The 19,699-nt window shown below is 45.6% G+C and carries 22 protein-coding genes; 11 read left to right on the top strand and 11 right to left on the bottom strand.

The window, feature by feature from the left end:
• The first annotated feature begins 18 nt into the window (after window positions 1-18).
• The 4 genes from VGD82_RS08395 to VGD82_RS08380 all read left to right on the top strand — a co-directional run bounded on the left by VGD82_RS08395 (window position 19) and on the right by VGD82_RS08380 (window position 3,563).
• Entirely contained in the window at window positions 19-972 is a 954-nt protein-coding gene (locus VGD82_RS08395) for an ankyrin repeat domain-containing protein (RefSeq protein ID WP_331019994.1), read from the top strand.
• A 45-nt stretch (window positions 973-1,017) separates the two neighbouring features.
• Window positions 1,018-2,637, top strand: coding sequence for an NAD+ synthase (locus tag VGD82_RS08390; protein WP_331019963.1), 1,620 nt, complete (start codon window positions 1,018-1,020; stop codon window positions 2,635-2,637).
• Between the two features lie 119 nt (window positions 2,638-2,756).
• A complete protein-coding gene (locus tag VGD82_RS08385) occupies window positions 2,757-3,095 on the top strand; it encodes a P-II family nitrogen regulator (RefSeq protein WP_135279016.1) in 339 nt (112 codons plus the stop codon).
• 126 nt (window positions 3,096-3,221) lie between these two features.
• Window positions 3,222-3,563: a DMT family protein gene (locus VGD82_RS08380; protein WP_331019962.1), complete on the top strand. Its 342-nt coding sequence runs from the start codon at window positions 3,222-3,224 to the stop codon at window positions 3,561-3,563.
• Between the two features lie 52 nt (window positions 3,564-3,615).
• Here VGD82_RS08380 and VGD82_RS08375 read toward each other — a convergent pair whose 3' ends face one another.
• The 7 genes from VGD82_RS08375 to VGD82_RS08345 form a co-directional block, all read right to left on the bottom strand.
• Complete coding sequence (locus VGD82_RS08375; protein ID WP_331019961.1) at window positions 3,616-4,872, bottom strand: TIGR03862 family flavoprotein; 1,257 nt, start codon at window positions 4,870-4,872, stop codon at window positions 3,616-3,618.
• A 153-nt stretch (window positions 4,873-5,025) separates the two neighbouring features.
• The gene (gene feoB / locus VGD82_RS08370; protein WP_331019960.1) at window positions 5,026-6,816 is read right to left on the bottom strand and encodes a ferrous iron transport protein B; all 1,791 of its coding nucleotides are present in this window, start codon (window positions 6,814-6,816) and stop codon (window positions 5,026-5,028) included.
• 10 nt (window positions 6,817-6,826) lie between these two features.
• Window positions 6,827-7,054, bottom strand: a complete 228-nt coding sequence (locus tag VGD82_RS08365; RefSeq protein ID WP_294840147.1) for a FeoA family protein — start codon at window positions 7,052-7,054, stop codon at window positions 6,827-6,829.
• Between the two features lie 176 nt (window positions 7,055-7,230).
• Complete coding sequence (locus tag VGD82_RS08360) at window positions 7,231-8,019, bottom strand: peptidylprolyl isomerase (RefSeq protein ID WP_331019959.1); 789 nt, start codon at window positions 8,017-8,019, stop codon at window positions 7,231-7,233.
• A 51-nt stretch (window positions 8,020-8,070) separates the two neighbouring features.
• On the bottom strand, window positions 8,071-8,325 hold the full coding sequence (locus VGD82_RS08355) for a BolA family protein (RefSeq protein WP_331019958.1): 255 nt from the start codon (window positions 8,323-8,325) through the stop codon (window positions 8,071-8,073).
• Window positions 8,326-8,356: 31 nt separating this feature from the next.
• Window positions 8,357-8,656, bottom strand: coding sequence for a YciI family protein (locus VGD82_RS08350; RefSeq protein ID WP_331019957.1), 300 nt, complete (start codon window positions 8,654-8,656; stop codon window positions 8,357-8,359).
• On the bottom strand, window positions 8,656-9,207 hold the full coding sequence (locus tag VGD82_RS08345) for a septation protein A (protein WP_331019956.1): 552 nt from the start codon (window positions 9,205-9,207) through the stop codon (window positions 8,656-8,658). Before VGD82_RS08345 ends, VGD82_RS08350 begins: the two co-directional genes overlap by 1 nt.
• Window positions 9,208-9,382: 175 nt before the next feature.
• Between VGD82_RS08345 and VGD82_RS08340 the strand changes: the two genes are divergently transcribed.
• The 7 genes from VGD82_RS08340 (at window position 9,383) to VGD82_RS08310 (ending at window position 15,615) form a co-directional block, all read left to right on the top strand.
• Window positions 9,383-10,252 (top strand): PHP domain-containing protein, encoded by an 870-nt coding sequence (locus tag VGD82_RS08340; protein ID WP_331019955.1) that lies wholly within the window; start codon window positions 9,383-9,385, stop codon window positions 10,250-10,252.
• Window positions 10,253-10,266: 14 nt separating this feature from the next.
• A complete protein-coding gene (locus tag VGD82_RS08335; protein WP_331019954.1) occupies window positions 10,267-10,893 on the top strand; it encodes an L-threonylcarbamoyladenylate synthase in 627 nt (208 codons plus the stop codon).
• 110 nt (window positions 10,894-11,003) lie between these two features.
• The gene (locus VGD82_RS08330; RefSeq protein WP_331019953.1) at window positions 11,004-11,639 is read left to right on the top strand and encodes a site-2 protease family protein; all 636 of its coding nucleotides are present in this window, start codon (window positions 11,004-11,006) and stop codon (window positions 11,637-11,639) included.
• A gap of 71 nt (window positions 11,640-11,710) precedes the next feature.
• Window positions 11,711-12,913, top strand: coding sequence for a tryptophan--tRNA ligase (locus tag VGD82_RS08325; RefSeq protein WP_331019952.1), 1,203 nt, complete (start codon window positions 11,711-11,713; stop codon window positions 12,911-12,913).
• A 6-nt stretch (window positions 12,914-12,919) separates the two neighbouring features.
• Window positions 12,920-13,705: a segregation and condensation protein A gene (locus tag VGD82_RS08320; protein ID WP_414684486.1), complete on the top strand. Its 786-nt coding sequence runs from the start codon at window positions 12,920-12,922 to the stop codon at window positions 13,703-13,705.
• Complete coding sequence (gene scpB, locus VGD82_RS08315) at window positions 13,698-14,237, top strand: SMC-Scp complex subunit ScpB (RefSeq protein WP_331019992.1); 540 nt, start codon at window positions 13,698-13,700, stop codon at window positions 14,235-14,237. Before VGD82_RS08320 ends, scpB begins: the two co-directional genes overlap by 8 nt.
• 253 nt (window positions 14,238-14,490) lie before the next feature.
• Complete coding sequence (locus VGD82_RS08310) at window positions 14,491-15,615, top strand: pseudouridine synthase (protein WP_331019951.1); 1,125 nt, start codon at window positions 14,491-14,493, stop codon at window positions 15,613-15,615.
• A 178-nt stretch (window positions 15,616-15,793) separates the two neighbouring features.
• Here VGD82_RS08310 and VGD82_RS08305 read toward each other — a convergent pair whose 3' ends face one another.
• The 4 genes from VGD82_RS08305 to VGD82_RS08290 all read right to left on the bottom strand — a co-directional run bounded on the left by VGD82_RS08305 (window position 15,794) and on the right by VGD82_RS08290 (window position 19,677).
• A complete protein-coding gene (locus VGD82_RS08305) occupies window positions 15,794-16,936 on the bottom strand; it encodes a class I SAM-dependent methyltransferase (protein ID WP_331019950.1) in 1,143 nt (380 codons plus the stop codon).
• A gap of 278 nt (window positions 16,937-17,214) precedes the next feature.
• Window positions 17,215-18,120 (bottom strand): 50S ribosomal protein L3 N(5)-glutamine methyltransferase, encoded by a 906-nt coding sequence (gene prmB, locus VGD82_RS08300; RefSeq protein ID WP_331019991.1) that lies wholly within the window; start codon window positions 18,118-18,120, stop codon window positions 17,215-17,217.
• Window positions 18,121-18,187: 67 nt separating this feature from the next.
• Complete coding sequence (gene dapE / locus VGD82_RS08295) at window positions 18,188-19,327, bottom strand: succinyl-diaminopimelate desuccinylase (protein WP_331019949.1); 1,140 nt, start codon at window positions 19,325-19,327, stop codon at window positions 18,188-18,190.
• Window positions 19,324-19,677, bottom strand: a complete 354-nt coding sequence (locus tag VGD82_RS08290) for an ArsC family reductase (protein ID WP_331019948.1) — start codon at window positions 19,675-19,677, stop codon at window positions 19,324-19,326. The genes dapE and VGD82_RS08290 overlap by 4 nt, the downstream gene beginning before the upstream one ends.
• Window positions 19,678-19,699 lie beyond the last annotated feature (22 nt).

The following is a 19,699-nucleotide window of genomic DNA, read 5'->3' as shown; positions in this document are numbered from 1 at the left end:
GATTACTTAGTGAAACCTATGCAAACATTGGCTATACGCTTATTTACCCTATTGCTCACAGGCTTGTTGGCACTGCCGCTGGCTTATGCAGCAGAGGATATTGCTTATTTGCTGACAGCAGCCTCAAAGGGTGATGTTGCCACGGTCAATGCGTTGCTGGCGAGTGGCGCTAATCCTAATATCAAAGACGAAGAGGGCATTACTGCTTTGATGTATGCCGCTCGTAAAGATAATGCGGATGTGGTTGCTGCGCTTGTTGCCAAAGGTGCCGATATTAACGCTAAGGACAACGATGCCTGGACTGCTTTAATGTATGCAGCGAAAAAGAATCACGTTGCTACAGTTAAAAAACTACTGGAGCTAGGTGCTAATTCGGCCGCAAGAGATGGCGCAGGCTGGAGTGCTTTTGGCTTAGCTGCTTCTTCTGGCTATTCTGCAACTGTAGCTTTGCTGGTTAAGTACGGTGCCGATGTCAATATTAAAAGCGATGATGGCAAAACGGTATTAATGCATGCGGCCAAAAGCGGTGATGTTGAAACAGTGCGAGTATTGTTGGAGAACAAAGCCGATGTCAGTATGCAAGATGGCTTTGGCGTTACTGCAATGATGATTGCTGCACGCGAAGGGCATGCTCCAGTCGTGGATTTTTTACTTAAACATGGCGCGCATGTAAATCAGAAAGATTCAACCAAGTGGACTGCGCTCACTTGGGCGGTTAAAAAGGCAAAAATTGAGGTGGTAAGAGTGTTGGTGATGGCTGGCGCCAATGTGAATAATCTTGATTCACAAGGTACCCCGTTGCTGCATATCGCAGTTGATAATGGTGATGCTGAAATGGTGAAATTGCTGCTTGATCATCAGGCAAAAGTGAAAGCTAAAGATCAGTATGGATTAACGGCTTTGGTGTACGCGCTTAAAGGGCAACATACTGAAATCGTTAAGTTGATTAAAGATGCTGGCGGTAGCTACTGATGCCTAGGCGATTTGTTTTTATCTAATTAAAGTAGTCATTCATCAATGAAAATTGCAATTGCGCAAATCAACTGTATTGTCGGAGATTTAGCCGGCAATGCAAAAAAAATCGTTTCTTATGCTGCTATGGCCAAAGAGCAGGGCGCAACTTTAGTGGTAACGCCCGAGCTTTCCTTATGTGGTTACTCTCCAGAAGATTTACTATTACGCCCAGACTTTCTGTTGGCCTGCGAGGATGTGCTTGCTGCACTTGCCAAGCAACTGCCGGACATTACAGTAATTGTGGGGCATCCGCATCAGCAAGGTGATCAGTGTTTTAACGCGGCCTCTATCTTGGAAGGTGGTAGCATTGTTGCCACTTATCATAAACAAGCATTGCCCAATTATGGCGTGTTTGATGAGAAGCGATATTTCACGCCTGGCTCAGAGCCTCTGGTGTTTAATCATTGCGGTGTTAAAGTCGGCCTTTTAATTTGTGCCGATGTGTGGGAACAAAAGCCAGCATTATTGGCGAAGGTGGCAGGCGCAGAGTTATTAATTGCAATGAATGGCTCACCCTACCACATGAAAAAACAAAGCACCCGATTTGAGGTGTTAAGACAACGTGCATTAGAAAATAACTTGCCAGTGGTTTATGTCAACATGGTTGGTGGCCAAGATGAGCTGGTGTTTGATGGCGCGTCTTTCGTATTAAATGCGCAGGGCGAGCTCGTTGCCGAGTTAGATGCATTTGAGTCCCAGCTTGAAGTGATTGAGTTTGAACATGCACAGCCCATCTATGGGGAAGTTACGCAAAGCCTGTCACTTGAAGCCATGGTGTATAACGCATTAAAATTAGGATTGGCCGATTATATTAATAAAAATGGGTTTCCGGGTGTGGTCATTGGCCTGTCCGGTGGCGTAGACTCTGCTTTAACCTTGGCGTTGGCGGTAGATGCTATAGGCGCAGATAAAGTGCATGCGGTGATGATGCCATCTGAGTTTACTGCCGATATGAGCGTGAATGATGCGCGCGAAATGGCTGACCTGGTAGGTGTAGAGTACAGCGAGATTGCAATTAAGCCACTGTACGATAATTATTTAAGCGTATTATCGCCGCAGTTTGGTGATATGCCGTTTGATGCTACAGAAGAGAACCTGCAGGCGCGTATACGTGGCATGCTGCTGATGGCAATATCCAATAAATTTGGCAGTATCGTGGTGACAACCGGCAATAAAAGTGAAATGGCCGTTGGCTACTGCACGCTGTATGGCGACATGGCAGGTGGGTTTGCTTTGTTGAAAGATGTGCCTAAAACCTTGGTTTATCGTTTATGTGCGTATCGTAATGAGCTCTCCAGAGTGATTCCTGAGCGTATCATTACACGCCCACCTTCTGCAGAGCTGAGGGCTAATCAGGTCGATCAGGATAGCTTGCCGCCTTATGACGTGTTAGATGGCATTATTGAAGCTTATGTCGAAGATGATTTGTCTCGAGCTGATATTGTTGCGCTAGGCTACCCGATTGCCGATATTAATCGGGTGATTGCGATGATTGATCGTAATGAGTATAAACGCAGGCAGTCGCCAGTGGGTGTGCGTATTACAGACAAAGGGTTTGGTAAGGACAGACGTTACCCGATCACTGCAAAGCTGAACGAATATTGGAAAACTAGATTAAACTAGGCTAATATGAAATCAGCATCGATTGATGTTGGTAGCGTCACTGAAGAATTTAAAGCAAATGCATCAAAGCAGTCGTCAATAAAATTATAAAAGTTAAATACTATTAGGAGTTTGCCGGTATGAAAAAAATCGAAGCGATTATTAAGCCATTCAAATTAGATGAAGTACGTGAAGCTTTATCTGAAATTGGTGTAAATGGTTTAACCGTGACAGAGGTTAAAGGCTTCGGTCGTCAAAAAGGACATACAGAGCTATACCGCGGTGCTGAGTATGTGGTTGATTTCCTGCCTAAGATTAAATTAGAGTTAGTAGTTGCTGATGCCATTGTTGAGTCTGCGGTTGATGCCATTATTAATGCTGCACATACTGGCAAAATCGGTGATGGTAAGATTTTTGTAAGTAACGTAGAGCAAGTGGTACGTATCAGAACTGGTGAAACAGGCGAGGCAGCTGTTTAGTACTAAGCTGGGCAATGTAGAGCGTGGGGGCATGTTTTGCTCTGGTTGCTAAGCTTGCCCTGCAATCTGGCACATCGTGTAATCGTTATTTGATTACTTTAGCCTTACTTACGCTCAACTGGTTTTATGCCTGTCATTTTTAAAACTATCCTGCTACTTACCATTTCTAACGTATTTATGACGTTTGCCTGGTATGCTCATTTAAAAAATCTCAATAATAAACCCTGGATCATTGCCGCACTGCTAAGCTGGGGTGTTGCACTGTTGGAGTATTTATTTCAGGTACCGGCAAACCGCATTGGTTTCACCCTGATGTCACTCGCGCAGCTGAAGATACTGCAAGAGGTAATTACATTAGCGGTATTCGTCCCATTTGCGGTTTTCTATATGCAGCAGCCGATGAAGCTTGATTTCTTATGGGCTGGGCTTTGTTTGATGGGGGCAGTTTATTTCATGTTTCGGGCATGATATGGACTTTATGCTAAATATGCCGTCTAAACATGTCATTGCTTTTAGCCAATCAATGTGAGCGCTTGGCGTTTAGCCAGTCTATTACCCCGAGTCCTGCACTGCGGCCAGATGCAAAACACGCCGTTAGCAGGTAGCCGCCAGTAGGCGCTTCCCAGTCCAGCATTTCTCCGGCACAGAACACACCAGGCAAGTTCTTTATCATCAGCTGTTCGTTTAAGCCTTCAAAATCAACCCCACCAGCACTACTAATCGCTTCATCAATTGGGCGTGCTGAGGTTAGCCTGAGCGGCAGCGTTTTAATGGCGTTACTAAGCTTAACAGGGTCTGTATAGTCTTGCGCCGATACTAACTCACGCAATAAACCAGCCTTGATACCTTTGATGCCAAGTCGGCTTTGGAGGTGGCTAGATAGCGAGCGTGAGCCGCGCGGGTGACTTACGTTAGCAAGCACCTGATCCAGTGATATGTCAGGTAATAAATCTAAATGGATGGTGGCTTCACCGCAGGTGTCTATCATGTTACGGATATTGGCAGAAAGTGCATAAATCAAGCCGCCTTCTATCCCATTTTCCGTAATCATGCATTCGCCTTGCTTGCGCTGGGTCTGATCATCTTTATCTAGCATTGATATTGCGATAGTCTTAAGCGGAGAGCCAGCGAAGCGAGAGGTGAAGTGCTCGCTCCAATCTGTGTTAAAGCCACAATTGGCTGGCTTTAATGGAGATACGGCTATGCCATGATTGCTAAATAAATTAACCCAAGCGCCATCGGAGCCTAGTCGTGCCCAACTGCCGCCACCTAGGGCAAATATAACTGCATCCGCCTCACAGGTAACGCTTCCGTCAGGCGTGCTGAACTTTAGTTTGCCATTGTCCCAGCCTGTCCAGCGGTGACGCATATGAAAATTAACCCCAGCCTCACGTAGGCGATGTAACCATGCACGTAATAGCGGTGCGGCTTTCATTTCTGTTGGAAATACGCGCCCAGAAGTACCGACAAAAGTATTAATGCCCAGTGCGTGTATCCATTCACGCAGCGCTTGTGGGCTCATTGCATCTAATAGAGGGGCAATTGGTGCTTGGCGCGCGCCATAACGTGAGAGAAACGGTACTGGCGCCTCAGAATGAGTGATGTTCATACCACCTTTGCCTGCCATCAGGAATTTTCGGCCTACGCTTGGCATTGCATCGTATAAATCTACATGGATGCCCGCTAAGCTTAAAGTTTCAGCTGCCATCAGCCCAGCAGGGCCGCCGCCGATAATGGCAACTTTAGGCGACTTTACAATTTTAGATGGATTTTTCACGACTCAATGCAGCTGAAGGTTAGGCTAAATGGCTAATTTCACATTGTAAGCTTGTTTAGTTTTATGGGGTGTGAGTTTCTCAATCAGCTATCAATAGGATGACTGATTGAGAGTGTAGCTGTTTTTAAGCCAAAGCTGAGAGAGCAAGCAGGGTTAGTACCCTAGCAAGCGTGCGCTTTGGTAGAAGATAAAGCTAATCACCCATGCCAGACCTAAAGACCATGCAATTGATAGCCACATAAATGCGGTGCTTTTCGATTCATTTTTAATCGTGGCAATCGTAGATAGGCATGGTGTGTAAATCAAAGTGAATAGCATAAAGCTTAATGCTTGTACCCAGTCGATTTGCGTTGCCATTTGCGCCATGAGTGCATCGCCTTGCAGGCCGTAAATGACTGCCAGTGCACCCACCACAATTTCTTTAGCCACAAAGCCAAAAATTAAGGCAATGGCAAGCTCGTGATTAATGCCGATAGGGTCTAGTATCGGCGTGAAGAATACACCGATTTGCCCTGCGTAGGTGTCGATGCTTGCAGGAGCTACATTGCTTGGGAAGTTGGTCAATAGCCATACTAGCACTACGCCCAGTACAATAAACTTGCTTGCACGGTTTAAAAAGTGTTTTACCTCGTGCCAGCCGCGCAACACAATCTGACGCGGGGTAGGGAAGCGATAAGGCGGTAACTCTAAAATAAACGGCTCGGTATTTTTATATTGGTTTTGAAATAAGAGCGCAGTTAAAAACATGGTGAAAAAGCTCATCACGTATAGCGAGAATAAGATTAACGGTGCTTGGCTAGGGCTGAACAGCGCTGCAATCATAAAGATAAACACTTGCATTCTGGCTGAGCATAATGACAGCGGTATAACCAGCATAGTGAGTAGGCGCATGCTGCGTGAGCGCATAATACGCGTACCCATAATGGCTGGCACGTTACAGCCAAAGCCCATCAGCATCATGACAAAGCTGCGCCCGTCCAGCCCCATTTTTGCCATGATGGCATCCATAAGAAACGCTGCACGAGATAGATAGCCGCTGTCTTCTACCATCGACATGACTAAGAAAAATAAGATAATAATAGGTACAAATGCGGCAACAGTGGCTACGCCATTGTAAATACCATCTAGCATCAGACCGCTTAACCATGTAGGTGCATTGGTAAATAGTGGGTTAAGCAACTCAGTGCGTAGTAGGTCTAATAGCCATGCTAAGCCGTCCTGTATCGGCGCACCCACTGCAAAGATAAATTGAAACAGTAAAAACATTGCAGCAAAAAATAGCGGTAAACCCAACCATTTGTGCAATAACACTTTGTCTATTTTATCGGTCACATCGTCCGTAAGCGTGGTGGGAATCTGTACATGGTGCTGAATCAGCTCATGCATCTCATCCTCAATCTCATGCTCTTCTTTTAGCATCAGGCTGATGCTTTGCGGGTTAGTTGTAGTGTCTTGCTGATTAATAATGGCAGTTGCGGCAGCTAAGGCTTTTGGCAGGCCGTCGCCATATTTTGCACTAATCTGAATAACAGGTAAGCCTAAGGTCTGACTTAAGCCATCTGCATCAATAGTAATTCCTGCGCGTTTTGCCTCGTCAGCCATGTTGAGCGCAAGCACAATAGGAAAGCCCAGTTTTTTAATTTGTAGCAGTAGCGATAGCTGGCGGTCAATTTGCGTACTATTGAGTAGTACCACCAGTAAGTTGACTGGGTTGTTAGTGATGAAATGTCTAACGACTTGTTCATCCTCTGAGAAACCATGCAGGTCATAAATACCTGGTAAATCAATTAGCTCTACAATATTGCCACCGAGCAGAATTTTGGCACTTAGCAAATCGACTGTAATGCCTGGCCAGTTGCCTACGCGCGCAGAGGCACCGCTAATGCGATTGAATAGCGTGGATTTTCCAGTATTTGGCATACCGAGTAACGCAATACGCTTCATTTAATTAACTTTATATTGCGTTGATTTGAATACGGTCAGCTTCAGTGACACGCAGAATGACATCTGTTGTGCCAAGGCGCACATGGATCGGGCCGTTAAAACTGGCGCGGCGCATAATGCTTAAAGGCTTGCCTACGCGAAATCCCAGCGCCGTGAGGCGGTGAAACAAAGAGTCTTCAGCTTCTATCGCTGAGATAACCGCACGTTGACCAGCTTTTAATTGTGATAAAAATTGCATATAGATTAAAGGATGCATTTTACAGATGATAACAATTCTTATTATCGCATAATTTAAAAGAAAGTGCAGGCAGTCGTCGAAAAATAACGCCTAGTGAACAATAACTTTTAGTACAGATGGCGGCAGTTACAGATGAAAAAGGCCCCATTACTGGAGCCTTTTTTACAGCCTTTTAATTACTTGCTAATGTCGATTTTCGCTTTAGCGCGTAAGTCGCTCATTAGTTTTTCTAGATTACGTTGTTGCAGATTCTTTTGTAAGCCATCTTTTAGTTTCTCGTAAGGCAGTGGCTGCGCAGGGCGTGTGTCTACAAGTTTAATTACATGCCAGCCGAATTGGGTTTGCACAGGGCTATTTGATGTTGCGCCTTTTTGTAGGTTAGCTACTACATCGCTAAATGGTTTTACCATTGTCGCTGGTGAGAACCAGCCTAAATCGCCGCCTTTTTCTTTAGAGCCAGGATCTAATGATTTTTCTTTGGCAAGTTTTGCAAAATCGCCACTTTTGCCTAGTTGGGCAATGATGTCTTTAGCTTCTGCCTCGGTTTTAACTAAAATATGGCGCGCGCTGTATTCTTTGTCGCCGTATGCGGTTTTGTATTTCTCGTAAGCAGCTTTTGTATCTGCATCTGAAACCGGATGTTTTTTAACGTAGTCTTGCAGGAAAACGCTAGTTAGTAGTTTGCGGCTGCCTAGTTCCTCACGTGCTTGGAAGTCAGGTTGTTTATCCAGGCCTAATTTTTGCGCTTCTTGGTACACCAACTCGGAGCTGACAAGCTCATCAATAATTGCTGCTTTGGTGTTGGCATCAATTTTTTGGCCGTTAGCAGTCACATCTTTGACGATTACATCATAGAGTGATTGTTTCACAGGCTTGCCATTCACTGTTGCTAGCGCATCAGCGGCAAATGCTGATGGAGTCATCGATAAAATAGCAACGGCAATTAATGTTTGTGTGAATTTCATTAGTAAAACATCCTTAAGTATTAAATTTAGGTAATAAATTTGTGACGTATTTTAAACTTCATCTGTTGCAATTGCATGAATGCTGAGTGCGTGAATCTTATGTGGCATTAAATCTGCCAGCGCCTGATACACAAGGCGATGACGCATTATCTGTGATTTGCCGCAAAAATGCGAGCTAGTGATATTGAGCTTGTAATGCCCGCCACCGCCATTACCTTGGTGGCCTGCATGTAGCGCGCTTTCGTCTATTAAATCCAGTGCGATCGGGTCTAACGCCTGTAAACGTGTTTTGATTTGGTCAATCATTTTTAGATTATTAATGCTCAGTAAGTGCTACTTAGGGTAGTGTTTTTCTAAAAGGTTTCACTGTCACTTGATGATAAACACCAGCGGTGACAAATGGGTCTTTGTTTGCCCAAGTGGTAGCTTCTTCTAGGCTTGTAAATTCGGCCACAATTAAACTGCCTGAGAACCCTGCTGGGCCGGGGTCTTCACTGTCTATGCTTGGGAACGGGCCCGCAAGCAGGAGGCGGCCTGCATTTTGCAAGTCTTGCAGGCGACTTAGGTGTTCGGGTCGTGCTGCTAAACGTTTTTCTAAGCTGTTAGGTGTATCTTCGGCCATGATTGCGTACCACATTATTGAGCATCCCCTTTATCGTCTTCTTTTGGTAGGTATTTACTGATCATAATGGTTTGCAAAATAATAAAGCCAAACATAATGCCGGTAATGCCGAACAGCTTGAAGTTTACCCAAGTATCTTGTGAGTAGTTAAACGCCACATAAAGGTTGATAAAGCCTAGAGCGGTGAACAGTAAAGCCCAGGCAACGTTAAGGGCAGACCAAACGTTATCCGGCAACTTAACCTGTTTTTCCATGAGGCTGCGCATTGGATTTTTCTTAAAAAAGAGCTGGGAACTCAGCAAGCCCGCTGCAAATAGCCAGTATAAAATACTGGGCTTCCATTGTATAAAGGTTGGATCTTTAAGTAATAAAGTAGCGCCGCCAAACACGGTGATAATTACGCCGCTGATTAACAGCATTTTTTCAACCACGCCATGTTTGATTTTGACATAAACAATCTGCGCGATTGTGGCAACGATGGCCACGGCGGTTGCGGTGAAAATACCAAAAAATTTGAAAGCAACAAAAAACAAAATAACGGGGAACAAATCAAACAGAAACTTCATATTCACTCTTTGTAAATAAAAACTTACGGCCTACAGGCGCCAAACAATTCTTTGGCTCGATGTGCTATTTTGCTATTATAGTTACTCGCCTGCAAGGCGTAATTTTAGTTGATGTGAAATACATGATTAGTTTAATCAGGTGTTTTCTTAGGGGTTGAACTGGCGCAAGCTGTTAATGACCAATGGTTTAATGATAGATTTACATTCACACTCCAATATTTCTGATGGTTTACTTTCTCCAACCGAGCTTGTTGCACATGCGGCGCAGCATGGGGTGAGTGTGCTTGCGCTGACTGACCATGATGATATAAGCGGCTTGCCTGAAGCAAAGCAAGCGGCTAGCTTGCATGGTATTCAATTAATCCACGGTGTGGAAATTTCAGTGACTTGGAAAAAACGCACTTTGCATATCGTCGGTTTAAATGTCGATGTGGAGAATGAGGTGCTCAAGACTGGATTGGCTGCAGTGCGGCAAGGCCGCTTAGAGAGAGCCAAGCAGATGGCGGCCGGGTTAGAGAAATCTGGTATTCATGGCAGCTTTGAGTGGGCTTCTGCCAAAGCGGGGCAAAGTATATTGACGCGTATGCATTTTGCACGGTTTCTGGTGGAGCATCAGTATGCCAAAGATACAAAATCAGTATTTAAAAAATTTCTAGTCAAAGGTAAGCCTGGTTTTGTTGATCATCAATGGATGGATTTGGAGTCAGCCGTGAGTTTGATTGTGAATAGCGGTGGCGAGGCGGTTTTGGCGCATCCTGGGCGTTATGATATACGCCGTACCAATATGTTATTGCTGCTTGAGGAGTTTAGGGGGCTGGGCGGCACCGCGATTGAGGTGGTGACTGGCAGCCACACCGGTGCGCAGTATGTTGAATATGCAAAATATGCACAACTGTTTGGGTTAAAGGCATCGCAAGGGTCTGATTATCACGGTAAAGGCATCAGCTTTATGGAAATGGGGCGGTTGCCAGCGTTACCTAGTGGCTGTATCCCCGTATGGCAAGATTGGCCTCATGTGCAATTGCCATCAGATCAATACCAATAGAAAAATAGGCATACATGTCGCAATTTTTTAATATTAATTTAAATAATCCTCAAGCACGTCTAATTGCACAAACCGCGGATATTTTACGTAAAGGCGGTGTGATTATATACCCTACAGACTCAGGCTACGCCTTGGGTTGCATGCTTGGGTATGCAGATGCTCAGGCACGGATTCGCCAGATACGGGCGGTGGATGATAAACATTTGTTCAGTTTAATGTGCCGTAACTTGGGTGAGCTAGGTAATTACGCGGTGGTGAGTAATAGCCAGTTCCGTTTACTTAAAGCCAACACTCCGGGTGCTTACACTTTTATTTTAAATGCTACGCGTGAAGTGCCACGCAAATTGCAGCATCCTAAACGCAGTACCATCGGCATCCGCGTGCCGCAGCATCCTGTGGTGCAGGCCTTGTTAGAGGCAATTGATACACCGCTACTTAGCATGACTTTGAGTCTACCGCATGAAGAAGATGTGTCTTTGATGGCGCCGTGGGAAATTCGTGAGCGCTTGGAGCATGTGGTGGATTTAGTGATTGAAGTAGAGCATTGCGAGGTTGGCGCAACTACTGTGATTGATTTAACTGGTGATACGCCGGTGCTGGTGCGTGAAGGCTTGGGTGATTTAAGCCCGTTTTCTTTTTAACCGTGGTAAGTTCAAGTGGGCAAATAAGATTTTGATTGATTGGGTTAATCATCCGCCCAAAATACATACCCGTAAGATAGACCAAGAACATACCTATAGTAGAGCGATATATGGAACTAACCATCATACAAAAAATAGCAGTTTATGCATTGCCTGTGATTTTTGCCATTACTGTGCACGAAGCGGCGCACGGCTATGTGGCAAAATACTTTGGCGATATGACCGCTTTTAATGCCGGGCGCATCACGCTCAACCCGTTAAAGCATATTGATCCGTTTGGTACAGTTGTGCTGCCTGCATTAACAATCATGCTTGGTGGTATTTTATTTGGCTGGGCTAAACCTGTGCCTGTAGATTTTGGGCGCTTGCGTAACCCTAAAAAAGACATGCTCTGGGTGGCCGCGGCTGGGCCGGCTTCAAACTTTGTGATGGCTGTATTCTGGGTGTTGGCGCTTAAATATGCTGCGTTTGCACCTGATTCGATGGCTTACCCTTTGTCGCTAATGGCTGAGGCTGGTATCAAGATTAATCTGGTTTTAATGGTACTTAATTTATTGCCGTTGCCGCCATTGGATGGCGGGCGCATTGCCGTGAGTTTGCTACCTTACCGTTTGGCGCGTCCGTTTGCCCAAATAGAGCCGTATGGTTTTGTTATTTTGATCGTACTTTTATTTACTGGTGTGCTCGGTAATATTCTGCAGCCATTAATTAGCCTAGTAGGCGGGTTGTTGAGTAATCTTTTGTAAGCACTGGGTGATTGGCTTTGCCAGCATAGTTAGTATAATAAGCACATATTTAATTTAGGGTTTTTCATCACATGGCAATAGAACGCGTTTTATCGGGCATGCGCCCTACAGGCAATCTGCATTTAGGGCACTACAACGGTGTGTTGAAAAACTGGATACGCTTGCAGCATGAGCACGAATGTTTGTTTTTTGTTGCCGACTGGCATGCGTTAACTACGCATTACGATACGCCGGAAGTGATTGAAGAAAGCGTGTGGGAAATGGTGATTGACTGGTTAGCGGCCGGGGTAGACCCAGCAAGTGCGACTATCTTTATCCAGTCTCGTGTGCCTGAGCATGCCGAGTTGCATACATTGCTCTCAATGATTACCCCATTAAGCTGGTTAGAGCGCGTACCTACCTATAAAGACCAGCAAGAAAAACTATCTAGTAAAGATCTGTCAACCTATGGCTTTTTAGGTTATCCATTACTGCAAAGTGCCGATATCTTAATCTACAAGGCAACACAAGTGCCTGTAGGCGAAGACCAAATCCCGCATATTGAATTTACACGCGAGATTGCGCGTCGCTTTAACCATATTTATGGCAAAGAAAAAGGCTTTGAAGAAAAAGCAGAAGCCGCCATTAAAAAACTAGGCAGTAAGCGTGGTTCACTGTACCAAGAAATGCGTACCGCCTACCAACAAAGCGGCGATGAAGAAGCTTTGGAAACAGCCCGTGCGATGATTCAAGAACAGCAAGGCATGAGCATGGGCGATAAAGAGCGCCTACTGGGTTACCTTGAGGGAGGCGGCAAGATGATTCTGATTGAGCCAGACTACAAGTTAACCCCTGCATCAAAAATGCCGGGCTTAGATGGCCAGAAAATGTCTAAATCTTACAACAACACGATTTCATTGCGTGAAGATGTAGATAGCGTTGCGAAAAAAATCAAAACCATGCCGACAGACCCTGCGCGTATCCGTCGTACTGACCCGGGTGACCCTGCAAAGTGCCCAGTATGGCAATTGCATGAAATTTACTCAGACAAATCTACCCAAGATTGGGTGCAGACTGGCTGCAGAGGTGCGAGTATCGGCTGTATCGAGTGCAAGGGCCCAGTCATTGAGGGCGTGCTTAAAGAGCTAAAACCGATTCAAGAGCGCGCTGCAGAGTATGCAGAAGACCCAACGCTAGTGAAAAGCATCGTTGCCGATGGTTGCGAGCGTGCAAGAAAGCTAGCACGTGAAACCATGCGTGATGTGCGTGATGCGATGGGGTTGAATTATAGCTAGCGCGATATTGTGATAGAAACCCAGCGCAATGCAAAGATTAAGGGTGAGGAATTCACAACCCTGCCTAAGGATTTATATATTCCGCCCGATGCGTTGGAGGTTTATCTAGATGCCTTTGAAGGCCCGCTGGATTTGTTGCTATATTTAATTCGTAAGCATAATTTAGATATTCTAGACATTCCGATGGCGGACTTAACCCGTCAGTACGTGGAATATGTAGAAAAAATGCGTGCCATCAAGCTAGAACTGGCCGCGGACTATTTGCTGATGTCGGCGATGCTGATTGAAATCAAATCACGCATGTTATTGCCTAAACCGGCAGAAATCGCAGAAGAAGATGACCCGCGTGCTGAGTTGGTGAGACGCTTGATGGAGTATGAGGCCATTAAACTTGCGGCACAGCGGCTGGATGAAATGCCCAAAGTTGGTGATGGCATTAGCGTTGCTAGCGCCTATTTTGAGCAAATTAGTTTAGTGAAGCCACCTGAAGTCAGTTTGGATGACCTAACTGAGGCATGGCGCAATGTGTTGAAGCGGGCTAGCCATTTTCAGCATCATAAGGTAGGGCGTGCAGAGCTTTCGGTACGTGAGCATATGAGCCTGATTCTGCGCCGCCTACAATCTGCACGTATGCTGGAATTTAGCGAGCTGTTTGATATTGCCCATGATGGCATTCCAAAATTAGTGGTATGTTTTCTGGCAATACTGGAGCTTGCGCGCGAAGGTTTGTTACGCATTACGCAGCAGCAGGCTTTTTCACCGATATATGTACAAATCAACAGCGATGACTGAAGCCAGTAATATTCGTGAATTAAAAAATGTGCTGGAGGCAGCTTTACTCACATCACACCAGCCATTGTCTTTAGATGACATGCTACGCTTATTTACTGAGCGCATGGAACGTGCAACGTTGCGTATGCTGCTCGATGAACTAAAGCAGGACTGGGCAGAGCGCACCATGGAGTTGGTGCAGGTGGCTTCTGGCTACCGTTTTCAGGCACGTGAAAAATATACGACATATTTAATGCGCTTGCACCCGGAAAAGCAGGCGAAATATTCGCGTGCAGTGATGGAAACTCTCGCTATTATTGCTTATCGTCAACCGGTAACACGCGGCGATATTGAAGAGATTCGCGGCGTGGCAGTTAACCCTAATGTCATGCGTCAACTACAGGAGCGTGACTGGGTGGATGTAGTTGGTCAACGTGAGGTACCGGGGCGCCCGTCTTTATACGCAACTACTAAGCATTTTTTGAATGACTTTAACTTGCGTTCTTTAGATGAGTTGCCGCCGATGGAAGTATTTGCGCAGCCTGAGGCATAACAGTCGTGTCTAAGTAAACTTGCCCGATACCATTGGGTTTTGAGATTGGATTGCAAATAAAACAGTCGGCAAACCTAGAGCTAGTAAACCTAAAGCTAGCAGATTAAGTAACTAAATCTCAATAAAATAATCACAATAGCGCAACCCTAAGTGTGGCTATCACTGTCATCACTGGTGATAAATCTATTTTATCCACTGCGATTTACTTTATCTGCGGTAAAATTGCATTATTCAATCAAATTAGCGAATAATCATGGCACGTCCTTTTAAGCAACAACGCGATCCGCAACGTCCCGTACGCAGACCAACCACCAATTTCACACCGCTTGCCGTTGACCCAGATGCGCCTGCCGCACCAACGCAACGCTTGCACAAGCTATTGGCATTGGCTGGCTTGGGTTCACGCCGCGATATGGAAGAGCTGATTGCGAGCGGACGTGTGACCGTTAACGGTAAAGTTGCCGAGGTAGGCGCTGGCGTGACTGAGCATGATGTGGTGCGCTTGGATAGCCGCCCGTTACGCTTACCGTTCGAGCCTGAGTTACCACAAGTATTGATTTACCATAAGCCAGAAGGTGAAATCGTGAGCCAGGACGACCCGGAAGGTCGCGCCAGCGTGTTTGATAAATTGCCAAAAGTGAAGCATGGTAAATGGATTGCCATTGGCCGTTTGGATATGAATACCAGTGGCTTATTGATATTCACAACATCAGGTGAACTTGCAAACAGATTTATGCACCCACGCTATGAAGTAGAGCGTGAGTATGCGGTACGTATTTTTGGTGAACTGACAGAAGGCCAGATCGCTCAGCTTAAAGAGGGTATCGAGCTGGAAGATGGTCCTGCAAACTTTGACAGCATCATCCCGCAAGGCGGCGAGGGCGCAAACCACTGGTATCAGGTAATTTTGCGTGAAGGCCGTAACCGTGAAGTGCGTAGGCTGTTTGAGGCATTCCAACTACCAGTAAGCCGCTTGATGCGCGTGCGTTTTGGTCCAGTAAATCTACCACCACGTGTTAAACGCGGCAAAATGCTGAAGCTAGAGCAAAAAGAGGTTGTAGGTTTATTGGAGTGGGCAGACTTGCCAGTGCCAAAAGCACCGTTACGCCAATTAACGCAACGTGAAAAATTAAAATCAACCGCAGTGTTTACGCCAAAAGTACGCAAGCAACGTGTGAGTGCGTTGGATAGACCGCCGCGTGATGCCGCTGAAGGTGAGGCTAAAGGCTATCGAGGTAAACCGGATTCAGCACGTGGCACAGCTGCTAAGAAACCTGCACCAAGAAAACCAGCAGCTAATCGTCGTGTGCGCCAGACCAGTGATTTAAACGCGCCACAGATGCAGAAGAAAAGTGATAGGAATCGCGGGCGCGGTTAGTTTGATTTTTAACTATTGAACTTTTAACTATTCAAATTATAGGCAGCACTTTAATAATATTTGTTTGTCTGGTTTGATTGTAAGCATAAAAAATGGCTAAAGATTTGTTCTTTAGCCATTTTTTTAGAGTACTAATGCGCACTAGGGCGCAATATGTTTGCAGTAGTATAAGTTGCCTTTAAGCTTTACCTAAGCGCCACAATGAGGTCACTTCTGCTTTCCTTGCAGCGTGTAATGGATCGCTGGCATCCAGTGTTTTGTTGTGCGATGCTTTGGTGTCCATTTTATCAATTACTTTAAAATCTGCTGCACTTATCCATGCCAGTAGTTCATCACGTGTTCTTAAGCCTAATTGTTCAGCAAAGTCTGAAAGTATCAGCCAGCCCTCACCAGCATCGTTTAAATGCGCTTTAAGACCATTTAAGAAACCTTTTAGCATTTGGCTGTTTTCATCGTAGATTGCAGACTCCAGCGCTGAGCTTGGCCTTGCCGGTAACCATGGTGGATTACATACAATTAAATCAGCTTTGCCGTATGACTCATCTGGAAATAGGTTTGCATTGAGCACTGTCACTGCATTTTTCATCTCTAGTTGATTGATGTTCTTTTGCGCGCAGTCTAGGGCGCGTTGTGCGTTATCGGTTGCGATAACAGTTTTTACACCACGGTTTGCCAGTATCGCTGCCAGTACGCCGGTACCAGTACCGATGTCAAATGCTGTAGTGCATGGGGTAGGTAATGGTGCGGTATCTACTAGCGTTAGGTATTCACCACGAATCGGTGAAAACACACCGTAGCTCGGGTGGATTTTATTGTTGATAACGTTAATTTCCACGCCATTTTTGCTCCACTCATAGGCGCCGATTAAACCTAGAATCTCACGTAAAGACACCACAAATGATTGCGTGCTTTTACCATAGGCATGTTCGCAAGCGGCTTTGATATCTGGCGCACGGCGTAGGTTGATATGGTAGCCAACGCTGACTTCCAGCAATAGCATACCTAAGATGCGGGCTTTTTGCGATTGAGCTTGGCGATGCAAGTGAAACGCCTCAGTCATATTGGTCGGTGCTTTTTTAGGTTTTTTACCTGGGCGATCAATTCTGCGCGAGATGGCCTGCATCAACTGTTTTGCATTTTGAAAGTCACCACGCCATAGCAGTGCTGTGCCTTCGCAGCATAGCTTGTAAGCAGCATCAGCTTTAATGGTATCGTCTGCAACCTGTACTTTTTTTGGAGCAGGCGTTGCATTTTCAGAGTGCCATACGCTGGTTTTTGTTTTGCTAGCTTCTTGCCAGCTGATTGTTGGGGTGTCGTTCAAAATGGGTTAACCTTGCTGGTAATTGTATATATAGTTAGTTTGTTGAGTCGAGATTGCGACTGGCACTCGCATTACGCCACATTTTTATGTTACGGTGAGTGCGAATACTGCCGAATTATAATCGCAATGTGCGACTGGCTGTATTTATTCTGAATCTAGCCTCTAATTACAGAAGTGTTTGTTATATTCGCGCGGTGTGCGGCAGAAGGTAGATTAATGCGGCGGCAAGTATACTTTTGCTTGCCGCCGATTCTTGGATAGGCATTTAGCCGCAGTTGCTACAGCGCTACTAATTGATCTCGAGTGAGTAAGAATACAAAAGCATCACCTGAGGATACCTCTAGCCATGTAAATGGCAAGTCTGGGTAAGCATCTAGCACTGCATCACGGTTGTGGCCGATTTCAACAACCAGTACTCCATCTTCAGTCAGGTAGTTTGCCGCTTCACGCAAAATGGTATGCGTATGGTCTAGGCCTGCATCGCCGCTGCCAAGCGCCAACTGTGGCTCGTTACGATATTCTGCTGGTAGCGCTGCCATAGATGGTGCATCCACGTATGGCGGGTTGCTAATGATTAAGTCGTACTTTTTGCCTTTAAGTTGGCTGAACATATCAGATTTAATGGCGGTAATGCGGTCTTGTAAACCGTAACTATTGATGTTGATATTGCATACATCAATCGCATCTTGTGAAATATCAATCACATCTACTGCTGCATCTGGGTATGCCTCGGCTAATAGTACGCCTAAGCATCCGCTACCCGTGCAAATGTCAGCCGCATTGTTGATAAGCTCTGGGAACTCGATCCAAGGTGCTAGGCCGTTGCTTACTAATAATTCAGCGATGAATGAGCGTGGGATCAGTACGCGTTCATCAACAAAGAACTTGAAGCCCTGCAACCAAGCTTCTTTCAGCAGGTAGGCGGTGGGTGTGTGTTTGGTGATGCGTTGTTCTACAAAGCTGGCGAGTTTACTGCGTTCACTGTTAGTGAGCTTTGCATCCAGGAAGTTATCAAGTGTATCTAGCGGCAAGTGTAGTGCCCCCATGATGAGCCATACCGCTTCATCGTAACTGTTATCTGTACCGTGCCCGTAAAAAATATCGGAGACTTCAAATTGGCTCACGGCAAATCTGAGCCAGTCACGGATCGTTTGCAGTTCGGTAGTTTCTTGATTGTAGGTCATTGTTTTGTCAGCCATTGTATAGCACGTTTAAACAGGTAGGCTTTGATTAAGCTGCCATGTTAGTGGGCTATTTCAAAAGCTTTTCCATGGTTAATTGATAAGTTTGTTTCAGTGGCTCTATATCTGCAACGCCTACACATTCATTGAGTTTATGGATAGTGGCATTGAGCGGCCCGAACTCAATCACTTGTTTGCAGATGTCTGCAATAAAGCGTCCATCCGAGGTGCCGCCTGTGGTTGAGAGCTCAGGCGTAATGCCGTAAGCCTGCTCAATCGCACCAGAAATGGCCTCTACAAGGTTGCCGCGTGGCGTAATGTAAGGTGGAGAGTATTCCCACTCTAAACTGTACTCTAGTGCGTGCTTGTCTAAAATCGCGTGTACGCGACTTCTTAGGTTTTGATCTGTGCTACCTGCGCCATCAAGTTCTGGGCAGAACCTGAAGTTGAATAAAATCTCTACTTCGCCTGGTACCACGTTAGTAGCACCAGTGCCGCCATTCATGTTGGATATTTGCCAAGAGGTGGGCGGAAAGTACTCGTTACCGTTGTCCCATACTGTTTCCACCATATCTTTAATGGCAGGTGCTACTAGGTGAATCGGATTCTTGACCAAGTGCGGGTAAGCAATGTGGCCTTGTATACCTTTAACCACCAAATTGCCAGAGAGTGAGCCGCGGCGACCATTTTTAATCATGTCACCGACTTTTTTGTTGCTGGTTGGCTCGCCAACGATACAGTAATCAATCAACTCACCGCGCGCTTTTAGTGCTTCAATCACTTTGACCGTACCGTTAACCGCAATACCTTCTTCATCAGAAGTAATCAGCAAGCCGATAGAGCCTTGGTGGTTTGGGTTTTCTGCCACAAACGCTTCAATGCTGGTGATAAACGCAGCTAAAGAGGTTTTCATGTCAGCCGCGCCGCGCGCGTAGAGCATGCCGTCTTTAATAGTTGGCTCAAACGGCGGTGTATGCCATTTATCTAATGGGCCTGTCGGTACTACATCGGTGTGCCCAGCAAATACTAGCAATGGAGCGGTTGTACCGCGGCGTGCATAAAAGTTATCAACGTCACCAAAGCGCATACGCTCGATTTTGAAACCTAATGGTTCTAAACGTGAAATCATCAGTTCTTGGCAGCCAGCATCTAGCGGCGTGTTAGATTGACGTTGCAGGAGGTCGATGGCTAACTCTAAAGTAGTGCTCATGGTAGGAAGGTTTCTCTGTATAAAGTTTCATCAAAGCCTAAGCCTACGATTTTATTATCGTTGACTAAAATAGGTCGTTTGATCACTGAGGTTTTAGCTTGCATGAGTGCCGTGGCGGCCGTGTTGTCAGTAATGCTGGATTTGGTTGCATCATCAAGCCCGCGCCAAGTAAGACCAGCGCGGTTGATAAGTTTTTCCCAAGGGTATTGTGTCAGCCATTGCTGAATCGTTACTGCATCAATGCCTGACTTTTTGAAATCATGAAACGTATAGGCAACACCGTTTTCATCCAGCCAAGTGCGGGCTTTTTTTACGGTGTTGCAATTGGGAATGCCATAAAGCGTGAGCATTGTATTTTGGGCTCTCTTAAAA

The organism is Methylotenera sp. (genome assembly GCF_036401095.1).
Lineage (GTDB): Bacteria > Pseudomonadota > Gammaproteobacteria > Burkholderiales > Methylophilaceae > Methylotenera.
Note: the sequence above shows the minus strand (reverse complement) of the source record. Positions and strands in the feature narration are given on the sequence as shown.

Coding starts and splice junctions, on each gene's coding strand:
- prmB (WP_331019991.1), bottom strand. CDS start 18,120: ATGACCTACAATCAAGAAACTACCGAACTGCAAACGATCCGTGACTGG.
- VGD82_RS08345 (WP_331019956.1), bottom strand. CDS start 9,207: ATGAAGTTTCTGTTTGATTTGTTCCCCGTTATTTTGTTTTTTGTTGCT.
- VGD82_RS08390 (WP_331019963.1), top strand. CDS start 1,018: ATGAAAATTGCAATTGCGCAAATCAACTGTATTGTCGGAGATTTAGCC.
- VGD82_RS08290 (WP_331019948.1), bottom strand. CDS start 19,677: ATGCTCACGCTTTATGGCATTCCCAATTGCAACACCGTAAAAAAAGCC.
- scpB (WP_331019992.1), top strand. CDS start 13,698: ATGACTGAAGCCAGTAATATTCGTGAATTAAAAAATGTGCTGGAGGCA.
- VGD82_RS08350 (WP_331019957.1), bottom strand. CDS start 8,656: ATGTGGTACGCAATCATGGCCGAAGATACACCTAACAGCTTAGAAAAA.
- VGD82_RS08365 (WP_294840147.1), bottom strand. CDS start 7,054: ATGCAATTTTTATCACAATTAAAAGCTGGTCAACGTGCGGTTATCTCA.
- VGD82_RS08330 (WP_331019953.1), top strand. CDS start 11,004: ATGGAACTAACCATCATACAAAAAATAGCAGTTTATGCATTGCCTGTG.
- VGD82_RS08360 (WP_331019959.1), bottom strand. CDS start 8,019: ATGAAATTCACACAAACATTAATTGCCGTTGCTATTTTATCGATGACT.
- VGD82_RS08385 (WP_135279016.1), top strand. CDS start 2,757: ATGAAAAAAATCGAAGCGATTATTAAGCCATTCAAATTAGATGAAGTA.
- VGD82_RS08395 (WP_331019994.1), top strand. CDS start 19: ATGCAAACATTGGCTATACGCTTATTTACCCTATTGCTCACAGGCTTG.
- VGD82_RS08355 (WP_331019958.1), bottom strand. CDS start 8,325: ATGATTGACCAAATCAAAACACGTTTACAGGCGTTAGACCCGATCGCA.
- VGD82_RS08325 (WP_331019952.1), top strand. CDS start 11,711: ATGGCAATAGAACGCGTTTTATCGGGCATGCGCCCTACAGGCAATCTG.
- VGD82_RS08310 (WP_331019951.1), top strand. CDS start 14,491: ATGGCACGTCCTTTTAAGCAACAACGCGATCCGCAACGTCCCGTACGC.
- VGD82_RS08380 (WP_331019962.1), top strand. CDS start 3,222: ATGCCTGTCATTTTTAAAACTATCCTGCTACTTACCATTTCTAACGTA.
- dapE (WP_331019949.1), bottom strand. CDS start 19,327: ATGAGCACTACTTTAGAGTTAGCCATCGACCTCCTGCAACGTCAATCT.
- feoB (WP_331019960.1), bottom strand. CDS start 6,816: ATGAAGCGTATTGCGTTACTCGGTATGCCAAATACTGGAAAATCCACG.
- VGD82_RS08335 (WP_331019954.1), top strand. CDS start 10,267: ATGTCGCAATTTTTTAATATTAATTTAAATAATCCTCAAGCACGTCTA.
- VGD82_RS08340 (WP_331019955.1), top strand. CDS start 9,383: ATGACCAATGGTTTAATGATAGATTTACATTCACACTCCAATATTTCT.